At 59.5% G+C, this 17,108-nt stretch carries 14 protein-coding genes; 8 read left to right on the top strand and 6 right to left on the bottom strand.

All coding sequences use genetic code 11. The features are described from left to right. Positions 1 to 47: 47 nt before the first annotated feature. The 3 genes from KZJ38_RS11880 to KZJ38_RS11870 all read right to left on the bottom strand — a co-directional run bounded on the left by KZJ38_RS11880 (position 48) and on the right by KZJ38_RS11870 (position 6,451). Positions 48 to 2,129: a TonB-dependent receptor gene (locus KZJ38_RS11880; RefSeq protein ID WP_246641448.1), complete on the bottom strand. Its 2,082-nt coding sequence runs from the start codon at positions 2,127 to 2,129 to the stop codon at positions 48 to 50. A 321-nt stretch (positions 2,130 to 2,450) separates the two neighbouring features. Further along, positions 2,451 to 5,456: a bifunctional YncE family protein/alkaline phosphatase family protein gene (locus KZJ38_RS36505; protein WP_246641447.1), complete on the bottom strand. Its 3,006-nt coding sequence runs from the start codon at positions 5,454 to 5,456 to the stop codon at positions 2,451 to 2,453. Between the two features lie 854 nt (positions 5,457 to 6,310). Further along, entirely contained in the window at positions 6,311 to 6,451 is a 141-nt protein-coding gene (locus KZJ38_RS11870; protein WP_219796094.1) for a DUF3563 family protein, read from the bottom strand. A 408-nt stretch (positions 6,452 to 6,859) separates the two neighbouring features. Between KZJ38_RS11870 and KZJ38_RS11865 the strand changes: the two genes are divergently transcribed. The 8 genes from KZJ38_RS11865 (at position 6,860) to KZJ38_RS11830 (ending at position 12,626) form a co-directional block, all read left to right on the top strand. Next, on the top strand, positions 6,860 to 7,477 hold the full coding sequence (locus KZJ38_RS11865; RefSeq protein WP_219796093.1) for a hypothetical protein: 618 nt from the start codon (positions 6,860 to 6,862) through the stop codon (positions 7,475 to 7,477). A gap of 172 nt (positions 7,478 to 7,649) precedes the next feature. Continuing rightward, the gene (locus KZJ38_RS11860) at positions 7,650 to 8,333 is read left to right on the top strand and encodes a DsbA family oxidoreductase (RefSeq protein ID WP_219796092.1); all 684 of its coding nucleotides are present in this window, start codon (positions 7,650 to 7,652) and stop codon (positions 8,331 to 8,333) included. Next, on the top strand, positions 8,330 to 8,902 hold the full coding sequence (locus tag KZJ38_RS11855; RefSeq protein ID WP_219796091.1) for a helix-turn-helix domain-containing protein: 573 nt from the start codon (positions 8,330 to 8,332) through the stop codon (positions 8,900 to 8,902). Before KZJ38_RS11860 ends, KZJ38_RS11855 begins: the two co-directional genes overlap by 4 nt. Before the next feature lie 226 nt (positions 8,903 to 9,128). Then, positions 9,129 to 9,668: a hypothetical protein gene (locus tag KZJ38_RS11850; protein WP_219796090.1), complete on the top strand. Its 540-nt coding sequence runs from the start codon at positions 9,129 to 9,131 to the stop codon at positions 9,666 to 9,668. 80 nt (positions 9,669 to 9,748) lie between these two features. After that, positions 9,749 to 10,645, top strand: a complete 897-nt coding sequence (locus KZJ38_RS11845; RefSeq protein WP_219796089.1) for an alpha/beta hydrolase — start codon at positions 9,749 to 9,751, stop codon at positions 10,643 to 10,645. Between the two features lie 15 nt (positions 10,646 to 10,660). Further along, positions 10,661 to 11,449 carry an enoyl-CoA hydratase/isomerase family protein gene (locus tag KZJ38_RS11840; RefSeq protein WP_219796088.1) on the top strand — a complete coding sequence of 263 codons (789 nt, stop codon included), beginning with the start codon at positions 10,661 to 10,663 and terminating at the stop codon, positions 11,447 to 11,449. A gap of 144 nt (positions 11,450 to 11,593) precedes the next feature. Continuing rightward, entirely contained in the window at positions 11,594 to 11,920 is a 327-nt protein-coding gene (locus KZJ38_RS11835) for a nuclear transport factor 2 family protein (RefSeq protein ID WP_246641446.1), read from the top strand. Positions 11,921 to 11,996: 76 nt separating this feature from the next. Further along, positions 11,997 to 12,626, top strand: a complete 630-nt coding sequence (locus KZJ38_RS11830; protein ID WP_343223856.1) for a response regulator transcription factor — start codon at positions 11,997 to 11,999, stop codon at positions 12,624 to 12,626. 106 nt (positions 12,627 to 12,732) lie between these two features. Here KZJ38_RS11830 and KZJ38_RS11825 read toward each other — a convergent pair whose 3' ends face one another. The 3 genes from KZJ38_RS11825 to KZJ38_RS11815 form a co-directional block, all read right to left on the bottom strand. Then, positions 12,733 to 14,946 carry a glycoside hydrolase family 3 C-terminal domain-containing protein gene (locus KZJ38_RS11825; RefSeq protein WP_219796085.1) on the bottom strand — a complete coding sequence of 738 codons (2,214 nt, stop codon included), beginning with the start codon at positions 14,944 to 14,946 and terminating at the stop codon, positions 12,733 to 12,735. A 428-nt stretch (positions 14,947 to 15,374) separates the two neighbouring features. Then, the gene (locus KZJ38_RS11820; RefSeq protein ID WP_219796084.1) at positions 15,375 to 16,193 is read right to left on the bottom strand and encodes a LabA-like NYN domain-containing protein; all 819 of its coding nucleotides are present in this window, start codon (positions 16,191 to 16,193) and stop codon (positions 15,375 to 15,377) included. Between the two features lie 188 nt (positions 16,194 to 16,381). Further along, the gene (locus KZJ38_RS11815) at positions 16,382 to 17,104 is read right to left on the bottom strand and encodes an OmpA family protein (protein ID WP_246641444.1); all 723 of its coding nucleotides are present in this window, start codon (positions 17,102 to 17,104) and stop codon (positions 16,382 to 16,384) included. Between the last annotated feature and the right edge of the window lie 4 nt (positions 17,105 to 17,108).

Genomic DNA, 17,108 nt, shown 5'->3' with positions numbered 1-17,108 from the left:
AGCAGGTTGAGCGCCGTCGACGTCATCAACCGGCGGCTCCCGCCTTATCAAAAGTCCGCGTGCACCGTGACGTAAGCCGCCAACGGTGGCCCGACATAGGCGCCGACCACGTTGGTGGCGGTGAAATAGCGCTGGTCGCTGACGTTGTCGATGTTCAGATCGACGCCCCAGTGATGCTCCGCGTAACCGAACTGCAGGTTCTCGATCAGCGACGCAGGCGCCCAGTCATAGCCATTGGCGAAACCGTTCGTCATCTGGCTGAGGTAGTTGATGCCTGCCCCCGCATGAAAGCCCGTTCTGCCGAACAGGCTGAATTTGTACGTCGTCCACAGGTTCGCCATATAGGCGGGCACGCCCTGCGGTTCCGTACCGACTGCGCCCGGCGTGTCCTGGCTGTCGGTGATGCGCGCATGCTCCGCGGTGAAATTCGCATAGACATGCCAGCTCGATGTGAGATCCGCGTCGAAGGAAACTTCGGCGCCGCGCGTGCGTTGCGCATCGAACGCGATCTGGTCGTCGCCAAACGGCGTTGCGACATGATCCCGCTTGACGTCGAACAGCGCGGTGTTGAGCACGTAGCGTCCATCGTCGAATGCCCACTTAACGCCCAGCTCGTATTGCAACGCCGATTCCGGCGGGCCAATGGAAAACGCGGTGTTTTCGGAGTTGAAGTTCGCGAGGTAGCTGCGCGACACGCCGAAGTACGGCGACATCCACGGCGTGACCTTGTAAAGCACGCCGGCGTTCCAGCTGGTCGGCGCATCGTTGCGCGTATATGTATTGCCCGGAACCAGTGTGATGCCGTCGTTGGCGGTACGGTTTGGCTCGCCGGCGACCGGATTCAAGGTCAGTGATGTGCCGAACCAGTCCTTGCGTACGCCCGCGCGGACCTTGAACCGGTCCGTCACATCGACCTGATCGGTTGCGTAGAGGCTATAGAAATTCGCCACCACGTGGTCGTTCTGGCACGAATGAGATGGCGCGCACTGAAAGTTGAGGTTCGCGATCGAGGTTTCCGGAGGCACCGGCGCAAAGATGTTGTCGATGTCCGGAAGATCCGCAGTCGTCTTCGCGCTGTTGAGATCCTGATGCAGGTATTCGAAGCCCGTCAACAGCGTATGGTGAATGCCGCCTGTCGAGAATTTCCACACCGGCTCTAACTGGTAGTCGATAGAGTTCAGCGAATCATCCTGATCGCGCAGCTGGCGGCCCGTAAACGCGTTGCCTTTGATCTTCGCGTGCGTGCTGTCGCCGTTGCTGAAAAAGTCCAGCGAATGGTGCAGGTACGACAGGCGATTGTTGATCGTCAGATAGTCGCTGACACGCCATTCATCCGAAAGCGTGGTGCGTACGTAGTTGCCGTGGGCGTTGGCGAACGGTGTCGAATATTTTGCGTCGAACGGAACGTTGCGAATCGGCGCCCCGTTGAAGTAGATCAGCCCGTATGAATCGGGCGTCGCCATATAGTCCTGCGCGTCGATTGAGAATTCGATCTTGTGGTCGCCGATCGTCCATTGCAAATCGGGACGGATTTCCTTGTTCCACGACGACAGATCGCGGTAGCCGTCGGAGCGGTTGCCTCCGACGTCCAGCCGATAGTTCAATCCGTCGATGCCGGTTGGGCCCGTGACGTAGCCGGTGGCGTTGACCGTGCCGAACGAGCCGGCCTGAATACTGCCGCCCCAGTGGAATTGCGCCGACGGCGTGTAGTGAATCAGGTTGATCGAACCGCCCGGCGGGCCGCTGCCGAGCAGTGCCGATCCCGGTCCTTCAAGCACTTCGATGCGCTCGACGCCCAGCAGCGAATGCGTCGGGCCATTGACCTGGTCGCCATCCGAAAATCCGTCGTCATAGGTCTGCGCCTGCAGGCCGCGGATCATGAAGTGGTCGGTAAAGCCTTTTGAATCGGTGCCGCCATAATTGACACCAGAGAAGTTGCCGTTACGAACCGCTTCCTGTAGCGACGTGGCGCCTTGCTCATCGAGAATCGCGCGCGGAACTTCCTGCACGCTCATCGGCAGATCGCCTAGCGGGGTGCCGGTTTTGCTTGCGTTGACGATCTGGTTGGGATCGTTGACGTTGTCCGAAGCCGTCGTTATTTTCGATGCGTCGACAACGATCGGCTTCAATGTGGAAGCCGTCTGGGTTGGTTGGGCAACCTGGGTTTGATTCTGTTGAGCTTGCGCCGTGCTGGCGAGCCAAATTGTCGTAAAAGCAGCAGACACCGCCATTGCGCTTCTCGTCGGGGGGGCTCTCATTAACGCTGTACCATGAAATGGTTGTTATATGTAGTGCAAAATGAGTCGATTTCCTACATATCGATCGGGGGATTGATACGGGTGACTGCACACATGGGCAGCCACCCGCCACTACCGGCTACTTCCGGTCGCGCGTATCAGGGCAATGCAGCTTCACCCGATGCGCGCGATCGACTCAACGCTACTACCGGCTTAATCGTCGTCGCCGTCGTCATCCGCCGTCGCGACCACCTTCGATCCGTCGGCCGCCACCTTCGTATAGACCGAGTGCGGTTCCGGATAGGGCCGGTTGCCCATCACACCCTTCCACAGAACGTGGTTGAACAGCTCCGGCGGAATCCGATCTTCTTTCGAGAAGTCGAAGTCCTTCGTCGCGTTCGCCCAGTACGTCGCGTCATGCAGCGGATGAATGTCCGGCCCTTGGGCAAACTGATTGCCGTCGTTGCCGCTCTTCGTCGAACCCGTAGCCACGTTGCCGACGTTCGTGCCCTTCAGGATCGTCGACGCGACCGCCGTGTACGTCCACGAGCCGTTCCCCCTCGTGTCGAACAGGTCAGCCATCGGTTTGGCGTACGCGGTGTTCAGGTCGATGTGCTGCGTACCGAGCAGGTCTTCCATGGTCCGGATCGCGTTGACCTGCGTGTAGTTGGTGCTGACCACCGCGTGCTTCTTCACGTACGCGCCGACGACATAAGCGGTCGAGCGATGCGAATCGACGTGGTCGGAACCGGCTTGCGAGTCGTCCTCGACCACCACGACCACCGTGTCTTTCGCGTACGGGCTGTTCGCCACGGTTTCGATCAACTTGCCCACCGCGAAGTCGTTATCCGCTTCTTCCTGCTCAGCGGAACCCATCTGGCCGACGTTCTGCGTGAAGCTGCCCGTGTGATCCGAGCCCATCCGGACGAGCTCGAATGACGGCAGCCCGCCGTTTTTCACGTACTGCTGGAACTCGCGGTTCCATTCGAGTTCGCGGAACGTGTCCGGGTACGCCTGATCGAAGCCGCGGTAGTACTCGTCCGTCCGGCCGACGAGCGTCGGCTTGACCGGGTGAGCCTGAACGATGTTGGCGCCGGCCGGGTCGAGCAGCGGGCTGGCGATCGTGCCGATCGAGCCCACGTTGTTGACCATGCCGCCATAGTTGCGAACCGTACCGCCAGCGGCCAGCACTGCGTCATAGATATTGGCCTTCTGATAGCCAAACGGTGCATCGGGCACCGAAATATCGGCGATGCCTGGCAACGCATTGGCCGTACCGCCCGGCAGTGACGACGTGGCGTTCGTGACGGAACCGTTCGTCGCGGCGTCGCGCATCGCGGTCGTAGCCAGTCCAACCGGCAGGCCGCGGTTGTCACCTTCGGTTTCGTACGACATGCCGCGGTTGACACCCGCATAGTTTTCCTGCTGCGAAACTTCCTCGGTCGGCGTGACGTGACCGTGCTGCACCCACGACCAGCCGTCCATCGAACCGTCGCCCGGGTCCATGAAATTGTCGATCGTGACGAAGTTCTGGGAGATGTTGTGGAAGTTCGGCGTCGTGGACTTGCCGTACATCGTCAACGTCGGATCGCCGTTCGCGCCATTGCCAAGGTCGCCGAGGATCTGGTCGAAGGTGCGGTTCTCCTTCACGACGTAGATCACGTGCCTGATGTGATTACGCATGAACTGCATCGTCTGGCGATCGTTTTCCGACTCCTTCGCCGAGTAGTGGTTATTTTCGTCGACCTGGCTGGTCAACCGGTCAAGCTCGCCCCCGCGCGGAACCGGCGCGCTCACGAGCGTGCTCTGTTCAAGACCGAACTGGTACTGGGCTTGCGTGCCCGATGTATATAGCGGGTTCGGGCCCGTGACCGACTTGCCGTTGATGATGTACATGCGCGAACCATCGGCGCTCATCGTGATGTCCTTCGGCGCATAGGCGGTCGGCATGAAACCTTCGACGTGGTAGCCATTGTTGCCGTCGTGCGAGATCACGGCGATCGAGTTGTCGCCGTTGTTGACGGCGTACAGCGTCCTGCCGTCGCGGGAGACGGTCACATTGACCGTATCGCGGCCGCTGTACTTTCCGTCGTTGCCCTTGCCGTGGTCGTCGCCCCTGCCGCGGTCGTCGCCCCAGCCGTGACCGTTGCCGTTGCCGTTGCCGTTGCCGTTGCCGTTGCCATTGCCATTGCCATTGCCATTGCCATTGCCATTGCCATTGCCATTGGGGGCATCGATCGCGAGGTCGATCGTCTTCTCGACCTTGTGGCGAACCGTATCGACAACAGCGATCTGATCGGCATTCGAGACCGCGACGTAGAGCTTCGACTCGTCGGGCGAAAGGGACATGCCGTACGCGTTGCCCTGCACCGGGATGCGCGTAATGAACTGCGGCGCAGCCGGATTCGACAGGTTCAACGCCACGACTTCGCGGTCACGTACCGACGAGACGAACGCGGTGCCGTCGGACTTCAGCGAAACGGCCCACGGGTATTCGCCGCCGGCCGCGCCTTGCTGACCCGACGTGTTAAACGGACGCAGATCATATTCCGACATGAGCGTGTTCGAGCCCGTATCGATGATCGAAATCGAATCGTTGTAGTTGTTGGCTACGACGAGCGTCCGGCCGTCAGCGGAGAGCGCGAGGCCACCGGCGTTCGGCTTCACGCCCGAACCGATACCCTTGCTGTGGTTCAGTGCGATCGCTGCAGTCTGTGCCCATTGCGCTTGCGGTGCAGCCGACGCGCGGTTGTACACATAGACCTTGTCATCAGCGCCACCGGTACCGTACAGCGTCCTGTTACCGTTCCAGACGAGGCCATCGAACGCGTTGTTCTGGTGGATGGCCTGCACGAGCTTCGGGAAGACCTTGTTCGCACCCGACACGTCATAGATAAAGATGTACTGGGTCGAATCGGCCGTATCCAGCGTCGCGTTATTGGACCCGGTGTAGACCGTGTTGTAGCCGGCGGTGATCACGGCCAGCGTGTTGCCGTCCGGACTCAACTGCGACTTGATAGCACCGCTCACTACCTGTGCCGGTTTAGCCGACAGTTGCGGGTTCAGCAACTGCGCGACAGCACCGGGGATGGACATCGGGGAAATGAATTGGCCAGTCGGCAAAAGCTCCATGTTGCCCTGCGGAGCGGCCGTTACCAGACCCAGGCTACTCGTAATCAAGGTGGCGGCAAGGCCAGCCTGGACGACGCTGCGGTTCATTGTGATCCTCCAGAATATGAAAGATGAAATGCCAAAATGAATTTCGGCCTTAATCTTTTTGTCAGGTTTTTGTCCCTGATTGATCAAGATTTACTGGCAGAGTGATCGGCCGGGTGGGGAGTACGCTGTTTTTTTCCTGCCAGTGCTGACATTTAGTCATCGGCCAATGTCAACTAAATGACGGCTAATTCGCAAAAAAATAGTAAGTTTTATTTCGCACTTTCTTAAGTAGCGCGATTGACTTGCGAAGGCCATTTCGCGGCCACAATCTGTAATCGATTCGCAAGATTGGCGGGGTCAACAGCGCCTGCGAGGTGTGCTCGCGCGGTCAGTGAAATCCTCGAACAGAGCGGGTTTTGCGAAAGCATTTGCAACGGCAAGCGCTGGTCATCGCATCGAGATCATTTGCCTCGTCTGCCGCGTGGGAGAACGGCGGAAATGCTTTTTGTTCATTTGTTTATGGTGAGGTCGATTAGCTCAACCGCTATGATTTTTAATAAGGATGGCGATATGATTTATATGCACATCGTATCGTGTGCATCTCTTACGCTTTTCTAACGTTTTTGGTATCGCGCGGGTGATACGGAGCGGCTTGTCGGAATTGTGAACAAATGTGAACGACACATAACGACATTCACGCGACATAACGACGGCTATCGGGTACATAAGCCGGTTACACAAAATCGCGAGATAAAAAAAATCGGGGTCTACCCCAAGATTGCCAAACGCTTCGGGGAACTACGGTAGCGACCGCCGACCGCTCATCTCGAGCGCATCCTCTGCCTCGATGCCGAGGTACTGGACCGAACTCCCGATCTTCGTATATCCGAGTCTGCGCCTCGATATCGCGCACATCAGATCTCCAGCATGCTCATGCGGCGTTCGAGCTCGCCCATGTCGGCCGCGGACGCGAGATAAGCGTCGCGCCGATTGTGTTCGGCATGATCAAGCGCCTTTCGCAACAGTGGATACAGATAGATAAGCAGGATGAGCACGGCGTCCTCCGGTCAATGGCGTATTGCCCCCGAACTGCCCCAGGCACAAGGGTCGAGGCGGGTATCCGCAGCAGGCATCCGGGCGATGAATAGAGGGGCGCGCTACGGCTGGAACCAGGTTTATTGCAGGGTTCATGCCATCACGCCGTAGTCCTTATCAGGCGGGCGTTTCAACGATATGGCGGGATGACATGGGGGCCGAAGTGTCGTCACGCGGCCGACAAATCGCGAACGCAGTCGGGCCGCGCCCAACACGCACTGGCCACCCGGCTGACGCTGAAACGGCGCACCATAGTTCGGACCGCGACATCGCGCAGAAAGCGACGCGTTGATCTGACCATCGACAATCGCGAGCGGGTACGAGCGTTGCACGACGCACGCAACGCTTACCGAACTGGAGAAGTCGACATGCCGCAAACTCATTCGCGCAACTCATGCAATCCAGTCATCGCTTTTATCAATGCACAAGTGCTGAGCCTCTCCGCATATGCGGGTCTGCTTGCCGACTGGATCGACACAGGCGAAAAAACACCGGATCTGCGTGCGGCCGAGCCGGTGTTCGCGGTAAAGCGTACGGCCGGTCAAGACCATGCGCGCAGCGCAGACGGCGCACCGACCAAACACACGCCGCAGGCGGATATGCCTGAGTGGCCGACGTTCAGCGACGCTGCCCAGCGCCTCGCCTTTGCGATGCGCATTCCGTGCACGAACGCGATCATGGCGGTGGCCGACTTCTTCGAGGTTCATCAGATGTCCGATTCACGAGCGCCGGAGGTGCAGTTTTTGATGCGTCTGCGCGACGCGGCGCTCAACGACAATACGTTCCGGCTCAATACAGACGAATACCGCCCGCATGCGGCGTACGGCGACCTCGTCATCGATGCGAGCCTCAATGGCACGCTGCTGTTCAGCGACGGAACGCGGCCCGGCTTCATGGAGCCTGGCGATACAGTCGGGCTGCTGCGGTATCTGGCAGACCGGCTGCGCAGCGTTCAGTCGGTCATCAGCTCGGGAGACGCGGGCTGAGCCATGGCAGCATGCAAGCCACTCGAAAGACATGCTGAATGAATAGCATTTTTGTACCAAAATGGATGAAACGTGGACCAGGAACGAGTCGACCGGCATGTAAGATTGTTCCCCCGCAACCCCCACAGCCAAAGTGCACACCGCTCTTGCGGGAACATTGAGGTGCTCTCGCATGATTCCGATGCCGACCGTTCGCATGGATTGCTGGACAGACTATGTTTGCCCTTTCTGTTATCTGCAGATGGATATCCTCGACCGGTTCATCGAGGAATCCCGGGTGCCGATCGAGCGCGAGTGGCATGCCTTCGAGTTGCGCCCCGATCCGATCCCGCTGATTGAACCCGATGGCGAATACATCACGGGCATCTGGCTCAACGCCGTCTACCCGCTTGCCGCGGAACGCAATGTAAAGATGAAGATGCCTCCTGTTGCGCCACGCAGCCGCCTCGCATTTGAGATGGCTTTTTTCAGTCGTACTGCCGGTCGCTTTGACATCGTGCATCGTGCTTTATTCAAGGCCTTTTTCGAGGACGGACGAGACATCGGCAGCGTCGACGTACTGCTCGAAATAGCACGCGAATGCGGGGTCGATCGCACGAAGCTGGCTTCATCCCTCGCCCAGCAGCAATGCAAGACTGCCATTGAGAATGACGAAGCCATGGCCGGCCGGCTTGGCGTAACGGGGCTTCCCTTCGTCATGTTGTCGCGCACCAGCGAAGGAACGCGAACCGGAACGCCAGTGGTGGTGCGCGGCGTCGCGCCCCTGGAGCACATGACAGCCGCGCTGGACCGGCTGCTAGCGGATGCGCCCGCAGCCGATGTTCAAACACGGTCGACGCGGCGAACCCGGCCGTGATCGAGCGATCCGACGCCGTCGTCCCCGAGCCTTCGTTCGTCACCGTTCAGGTGCATGCGGTCAAAGGCTTCTCTTTGGGCAGGAAACACCCGGGTGCTTCGTCCGCGCCGTTCTTTGAGATCGCGACGCGCACCATTCATTCATACGTGCTCGACGGCCTTAGCCACACTCATGCCACGGGCACACTGCGCTGGGTCCGCGGCGGCCTCTCCCCCACTCATCTGCAACTTGCCAAGGCCATGTTGTCGATTCGCGATCATGACAAGGTCACGCTCACCGCACTGGGCAAGGCGTGCGGACTGTCGCCGAGTCATTTTGCAAGAGAATTCAAGCAATCCACGGGCTTACCGCCGCACCGATGGGCGCTCAAAAACAAGATCCTGCAGGCCCAGCAGATGTTGCTGCATACCAGCCTTACGTTGCCGGCCATTGCGTTCGCTTGCGGCTTCGTGGATCAATCCCATCTGGGACGATGGTTCAAGCGGCTAACCGGGACTAGCCCAAAGGCATGGCGGCGCATGCGTGCCGATGCCAGTGCCAGTCTCGCGCCAGGAGCGGCCGAGCCTTGACGCGCCGGTTCACTCTCCTGGCAACTCCAAAAAAGCAGCATTCCTGTACCAGCGGCGACGAAAACCCATCCATTTTCCCGCCCCACAACCGCTACGATACTCACCGGCCAACCGCATATCGGACGCACCTTGCGCAGCTTCGGTGAATACCGCGGTGCTGCGCTCGCGAGTGATCAATCCGTGTTCACTGCCCGGTGCGGCCTTCTCTTTCCGATGGGATTCGAACATGCATAAGATGGTATTGACCGTTGTCGCCACACTGCTTGTCTCTGCTCAATCGCTTGCGGCTACCCCTGCCGTCAACCAGGATCCTCTGGACGCGAAGACACTGGACACAATCCGGTCGAATTTCAGCCATCTCATGCAATTGGCTAATCGCCACGACTTCAAAGGATTGCACGAGATGTTCTGGCAATCCCCTTCGGCCCTTCTCGTTGCGAAAAGCGCGATCCCTTCCGAAGGGAACTGGGCGGGCTTCTGGGGCAACGAGGCGATCGATCAGAAACTGCACGATATCGGTACGTCCGGCCCCGTCGTCCTCCAGCCGGACTATTCGAAATTCAAGGCTGTCGGCTTGACGAAGGACGTCGCGCAATCCTATGCGCCTGTGGATATCACGGTCTCCTATGCAGGTCAGGATGGGAAGCCCAGGCCGTTTCTATTGCTGATCAACTGGATAAAAGTCGGCAAGGACTGGAAGGTGGCGTCGGAAATCATTCTGCCTGTGCCGCCGGCGCCAGCGCCGTCTCCCGCGGCACGGGGTTAACTGGCTGTACGGTCGAGACAAAAGTGCCCGGCTCCTTACCGCGCCTACGCCAGCAGAGTTCACCGAACAAGGAGATGTCCATGGTCCAGCGACTGAACGTCGAATTCGAGGCAGAGGGAGGCATCAGATTGCGCGCCTGGCTGTTTATGCCGGAGCGCCATGGCGGCCTCCTACCCGCGATCTCCATGGCGCATGGCTATGCGGGCACTAGAGAGCACGGCATAGCGCGTTTCGCCCACGCGTTTGCCGAAGCAGGTTTCATCGTGCTGCTGCATGATCATCGAGGGTTCGGTGTCAGCGAAGGCGAGCCAAGGCATGACATTGACCCATGGCGACAAATCGCCGACTGGCGCCGCGCGCTCTCCTTTCTCGAGTCGTACGAAGGGGTTGATCCGACGCGGATCGGCCTGTGGGGTACGAGCTACGCCGGCGGCCACGCCATCGTACTGGGCGCGACGGATCGCCGGCTTCGCTGCGTCGTGGCGCAAGTCCCGACGATCAGTGGCTACGAACAGGGGTTGCGGCGGATTCCGCCCGAATCGACCCGGTCGATAGAGGAAGCATTCACAAATGACGAGCGTGGTCAGGCTCGAGGAGAGCCGCCCTTGCGACAAGCGATCGTCAGTGTCGATCCGGATGTGCCGGCATCGTATCGCACGAAGGACGCGATGGACTTCTACCTCCAGCCGATTTCTCAAGGCATTTGGGAGAACACGGTCACACTGCGTTCGACGCGAGCGGCACGAATGTACGAGCCGGGCACGTGGATATCGCGGATCTCGCCGACGCCGCTGCTGATGGTCGTGGCGTCATACGACACCATCACCGCCACCGATCTGGCGCTCGCAGCATATGAAAAGGCGTTGCAGCCCAAGCGACTTGTGATGTTTCCGGGCGGGCACTTCGATGGATACGTGAAGTATTTCCGCGAGTCCAGCAGCGCTGCGGTCGACTGGTTTCGTGAGCATCTTTCCTAACCCGAGGAGTTCAACATGCCTCATCTGCTTCTCGATGTCTCGAACCAGATCGCGACGATCAGCCTCAATAATCCACCGCAGAATCGTCTTGCCGAGCAGATGATCGACGAACTGGAAGACTCCTTGACCATCGTGAGCCAAAGCGACGTACGGGCCGTCCTGCTGCGCGCCGAAGGGCCTGATTTCAGTTTTGGCGGCGACATCCTCCCGTGGGATGGGCTATCTAACGCGGCACTTCGATCGCTTTTCGAGCGATACATGAACGCGTTCAACCGGTTCGAGCGTCTTCCGGTTCCGGTTATTTCTACAGTCAGGGGGCTCTGTTTCGGCGGAGGCTTTGAACTTGTTCTGCGTGCAGACATGATCTTTGCGGCGGCGAGTGCAAAGTTTGGACATCCTGAGCAAACGCTCGGCATCGTGACACTGCTGGGCGGAGTCTATCGGGTAGCGGAGCGCGTTGGCCGGGCGCGCGCATCTGAATGGGCTATGACCTCCCAGCCGGTATCGGCGGACGAGATGGAGCGATATGGCGTGGTGAACCGCGTCGTCGCCGACGAGGACCTCGACGCGGTAGCGATGTCGTTCGTGCAGAAACTGGCTCAAGGTCCGACCCGCGCGTACGCCGCGCATAAGGCGCTTCTGCGGATCTGGGCGGTAGCGGGCGTGAGTGCCGCGGACGAAGCGATGTTCGACATCGCCATGCCATTGTTCGAGACGAACGATGTTCAAACAGGACTCCGGTCGGCCGTCGACGCGTTACGCGCCGGGGAGCCGCGGCCGGCCATCCGGTTTAATGGGAAATAAGCGGGAAACAAGCGCGAAACAACCCGCAAATAACCGCAAAGGACGTCAATGAAAACGCACACACTGACCGACACCGATGTCGCTGATATTCACGCGTTGTTCCTTCGGCAGGCCGCCGCGGAAACGGCACACGACATTGACGCGATGGACGAAGTGCTCGCGCGTACTGCTCCGGGGCAAGACGATCCAGTCAACTTCGTCGGACGGGCGTACTGTTTCTGGGGACGCGATGCCGTGCTCGACCATTTCCGTACCGTTTTTACCGGAACCTGGCGGTTCGAACCGGAGGTGGATCAGATCAGGATTATCGCGATCGGTGAAGACGTCGCGCACATTTATGCTCCAACGTCGATCACGATCGGCACGCAAGGTGGCGCAGAGAACACGCTCCGCTTCCTCGTCAATGAGTTCGCCGTGCGTACGCCCGCAGGATGGAAGATTTCAGCGATCGTGCCCGTTCCTACGCAATGACGCGAGACGGAATGCGACGGAGCGTCGGCTTCGCACGGCGTCGTGCGAGGCTTTGCCGGAATGGAGTTTGAACGGCGTGCAGCCTGTTGTCTATGTCATCGACAGTGACCCATCGATGCGTGCAGCGCTGGACGCGCTTCTGTGTTCCATCGGCTATCGGGTAGAAGCGTTCGAGTCTTCTATGGCCTTTCTGTCATTCGAGCGACCGGATGCCATAAGTTGCATCGTGCTCGATATCGGGTCCCGGGGCGAAAGTAGCCTTCTTTTCCAGCGTGATTGCCGTCGTCTCGACCTGCATCTGCCGATCGTTTGTTTGACGAGGCACTGCGATGTGGCGATGTCCGTTCAAGCGATGAAAGCCGGCGCCGTGGATTTTCTGCTTAAACCCGTTCGAGATCAGGTCTTGCTCGATGCGGTACACCATGCGCTCGAACGCGATAGCTGGCGACGCGACGAAGAGCACAGGCTGATGCCCTTGAGAATCTGCTATGCGAAACTTTCGCCTCGGGAAAGAGAGGTCATGCATCTCGTGATCACGGGCCTCATGAACAAGCAGATCGCATGCGTCATGAAGATCAGCGAGGACTCAGTGAAGCTGCATCGCAGCAAGGTGATGAAAAAGATGAACTCGCGATCGATACCGGACCTTGTACGTAAGGCTAAAGCCCTGGACATTCACCCACATCGGCGCGATGACCGTGCGTGACGGTTATCGTAAATAGCTCCCACGCGAGGCATCATCGAGTCAAGCGGATCGTTCTTCTACAACCCCGGAGTTCCGCCCATGCCGGCACTCCGGGGGTCCTCGCAGACTAGCGGCTTTGCAGCCTGATATCGCGCGACGACGCGCCGATATACACCGCACTGCCCGGCACGTACTTCCAGCCGTTATGCGCTGTATCCCAGACGCTCTGCCCCCGCTCCGTGACCGTCACGTGCATCTGCTTCGCTTCGCCAGGCTTCAGATAGGTCTTCTCCCAGCCCACGAGACGTCGCGGCGGCTCGCCGTTGTAATTGACGCCGAGATAGACCTGCGCCGTTTCCGCTCCCGCGACACGACCGTCGTTGCGTACCTTGAAAGACGCCGTCAGCGTGTGATCCGGACCGCGCTTGACCGACAGGTCCGAATAGCTGAAGTGCGTATACGAGAGGCCGTAACCGAACTCGAACATCGGCTGGATGTTCTTCGAGTCGTACCAGCGATAGCCCATGTCGAGTGCTTCGGAGTACACCGGATCGGCCGGAATCGTACCGTTCGCGCCCCACGTCGGCGTGTCCTGGTCGCGAACCGGAAACGTAACAGGCAACTTGCCCGACGGATTGACCTTGCCGAACAGCACGTTCGCGATCGCCTGTCCGCCTCCCTCGCCCGGATACCAGGCCTCGACAATCGCCGCCACGTTATCCTTCCACGGCATCAGCACCGGATTGCCGCTTTCGATGATGACCACCGTATGCGGATTCGCCTGCGCGACGGCCTCGACCAGCTGGTCCTGATTGCCCGGATTCGCGAGGCTCAGGCTTTCCAGTTCGCCGAAATCTTCGCCGCCCTCCTGCGTGACGACCACGAGCGCAACATCAGACTGGCGAGCCAGTGCAACGGCCTGATCGATCTCCTGTTGCGTGTAGTTGCGATATGGCTGCGTCTGATCGGTGTTGCCCGCAAAGCTCACTTTCGCCGAAGGCGCGAGCTGCCGGATTGCCTGGACGATCGGCACGGGAACCGTCAGCCACGGATTGGGCCACCAGCCGCAGCCGGTCTGACGCGGGAACACGAGACCGCCGCACCCCGAGAAGTGACCGGTAACCGGATCGCGCGTATTGCCGGACCCGCCGCCAGTCAGCACGGCCGTATCGGCGTGACCGCCAATGACCGCGATCCTGTTCAGCGCAGGCGCCGCGAGCGGCAGCTGGTTGCTGTCGTTCTTCAGTAATACGATCGATTGCTCTTCGGCAGACTGCGCAAACGAACGATACTTCGCGAAATCGATCGTCGCGCCACCCTTGGCCGGATGGTCGAGCACGCCGACGCGAATCATCACGTACAGCTTGCGGCGGACCATATCGTCGAGCCGCTGTTGTGTGATCTGATGCGTCGCGAGCGCCTGCTTGACGAGAGCGGGCGTCAGATAGACGGTCGGACCGACATCCTCTTCCTCGTCGAGGCCCGCGTTAATCGACGGCGCCGTGCTTTGCGGCGCACCCCAGTCCGACTGGACCTGCCCTTCGAAGCCCCAGTCGTTCTTCAGCACATCGTTCAGGATATGCGGGTTCTCGCATGCGTAGATGCCGTTCACGCGGTTGTAGCTGCACATCACGCTGCCCGGACGCCCTTCCTTCGCGGCGATCTCGAACGGCAGCAGATACAGCTCACGCATGGTTCGCTCGTCAACCTGGCTGTTGCCGCCGTTGCGGCCCGTTTCCTGATCGTTGAGCACATAGTGCTTGATCGTCGCGATGACCCGGCGATCCTGCGTGCCGACCGTGCGCGCGGCGAGCATCACACCGGCAAGCACCGGGTCTTCGCCAAGGTATTCGAACGCGCGGCCGCCGCGCGGGTCACGCGCGAGATCGGTGCCGCCGCCCAGGCCCATGCCGAAACCCTGCTCGCGCAACTGATCGGCAATCACCGCGCCGAAGTCACGCGAAAGATATGGATCCCAGCTCGCGGCGAGGCCGATCGTGGCGGGAAACGTCGTGCTAGGCTGGGTCGTGCTTCCCGAACCAGTCGATGAGTCGATCATGTTCAGATCGGGAATGCCCAGACGCGGTACCCCCTGGATGTAACCCGCGCCGCCGCCGGGCACATCGGACATCTGATACTCGGAATGGATGAGCTGGAGCTTTTCATCGAGCGACATTTTTTTCACGAGCATGTCGGCGCGCGCGTGTGCCCCAAAGTCTTCAGCGGCGGCCGCCAACGGAGGCGGCAAGGGATACGGCGAATCCTTGCCGCCGACGGTTGCATGCGCAGATGCGACCAGCGCCACCATCAGCGCGGCGGCTGGCCAGCGAGCGATCCTCATATTTCCCTCCATCGATGGTTAAATATACGGATTACTGAATAGACGAGCGCAGTCATCACCGACTTGGCAAGCGGTGTTCTGGCGCGAGACACAGGTAAGGAGCAACGCGCTCCCGAGTGGCTGACAGACGATCGTGTCGCGACTCTGAACATCGCGTCACGGATGTCGCCAAGCGTGGCGATGTAGCAAAACTCCAAACCATCTTACAAAATCTTCTGACGATTCGTACGTGTTTCCTCGTCAGTGCTTTCCCTTGTAGCGCCCATGTCGAAGCCTCAGCGGGGCATAATCGACAGGCTTTAGAAATATTCCGTTTGATAAACGAAAGAATTTCAGCGCACAGTCAAAGTCTCGTGTAGTCAAACTACGTCAACAAGGCCCCTTCGTAATAACTGACACAAGACCCAGCCAGGTCGAAACAGCCACGCCTACATGCTCGAGATCACCTGAATCCGACGCGCTTCTGGCGCACCGTTCTGCTTCGCCGGCGATGCGAGTTCGAACTCGAGAACGGTATTTCTGGACGGCAGTCGAGCCAGCGACGACGGCTCCTGAAAACTGCTGCTCCTGAAGTAAGCGGGGCTGGTATCGGTTGCAGTGAGCAAGGGTGTATCGGGCAACGCTGACCAGAACGCGATGAACCCGTAACCGTCCTCGTGTTCGAATCGATTGCACACGCCGCGCACGCGCGAACCGATTTGCCCCCATGCCGGCAAGCCCGCTACATCATTGCGAACCGGCAATAGATTGGGAATCAGGTACCCATTGATGAATTGATCGGCCGCTTCCCGGAGCTCAGGGGAAACGTTATCGAATCCCAGCACTTCCACCCGGCATCCTTTGTTCTGGAGTGCTCGCACAACCTCGACAAAGTCACCGTCCCCGGTTACGAGTAGTACCGTATCCAGTCGATCCGACGCCGACAGTGCGTCGACCGCCATCCCGAGATCGGAATTGGATTTCACCGTTTCCGTCCCGTCCTCGTCTTCGTAGTGTCTGAGCGGTTTGACTGTGACGCGAAATCCTTTTTCCCGCAGCGCGGCCTGATAGCTCTTTACACGCGTTTCATAGTTGCTAAAGCGGCTTGCGCGACGTTCGTCGAACGTCAGATATGCGTGCAAGCGCTGGATCATCGCACCGGCGCGTCCGGCGAGCTCACGCAACACCTCGTACCTCATTCCGTGACCGCCGTTCATGTCGATGCTGTTTCCATCTACATAAACCCCTACCCGTCTCATCATCGCCATCCAAATTTTCGCGGGTCACAAACGGCAATCGGCTTCGATCGCGCCGATGAATGCTATGTCTTCATCAGTCTGGACGAACAGGTTTGCGCCCGCGTTAGCTTGTTTGATGTATCTCGTCGCCGACGCTCAGCGCAGAAGCGAGCCGGCCCGGTTAAAGGACGCGAAGTGACGACCCCAGTCGCGCTTCATCACCGTTGACCGTTCACCGTTATTTGCACCCGTCGATCGGGTTGGAGGCATGCGATAACTGCTCGGCTGCGTCCCTCCGGGCAGTGCGATACCGGCTGGGTCGACCCCACGCCTTGCGCCTGGATCATGCTCCCGTCCAGCCCGCGCGAGATCATGAAATCGCGAACGGTATTTGCGCGCGCGATCGATAGCGGCTTATTCACGGCATCGGAACCGATGCGATCCGTGTGCCCGACCACGAGAATGCGGGTGGCGTCTTTGTGCGTCCTGATTTTCTCAATGACATCCGTGAGTTGTGCCTTTCCAGCCGGCAGCATTGAATCAAGGTCGGACTTCCCGAAGGCAAAAAGCGCGTCAGCGTTAAGCGTGAAATTTTCAAGCTCTTTGGCCGCAGGTGGCTCGCTCGCCGCCGCAGCTACCGTCGGCGCGGCGCCGCATCTGAAAACCAGCATCCGCGGATTGGCTTTCTCCGCGTCGGGGCGTATGCGATCACGCTCCTGAACGACCGATACGGGCTGATTGCCGCAGGTCCGCTCGGCGATCGATCTGCAGGTCGCGGACGATTCCAGCAACCCACCGCATTCCACCCGATACACCTTCGCGCCGTCGCTCGACTTCTCTGTGTACAGGTTGTAAGTCGGTCCGGACGCGCTCGTGCAAGCAGCGAGCAAAATCGCCATGGACATCGACATGAACAGCATTTGCAAAATTCGTGAGGTCATCACG

The organism is Paraburkholderia edwinii, from assembly GCF_019428685.1.
GTDB classification, from domain to species: domain Bacteria; phylum Pseudomonadota; class Gammaproteobacteria; order Burkholderiales; family Burkholderiaceae; genus Paraburkholderia; species Paraburkholderia edwinii.
This window is presented reverse-complemented; position numbering and strand designations above follow the sequence as displayed.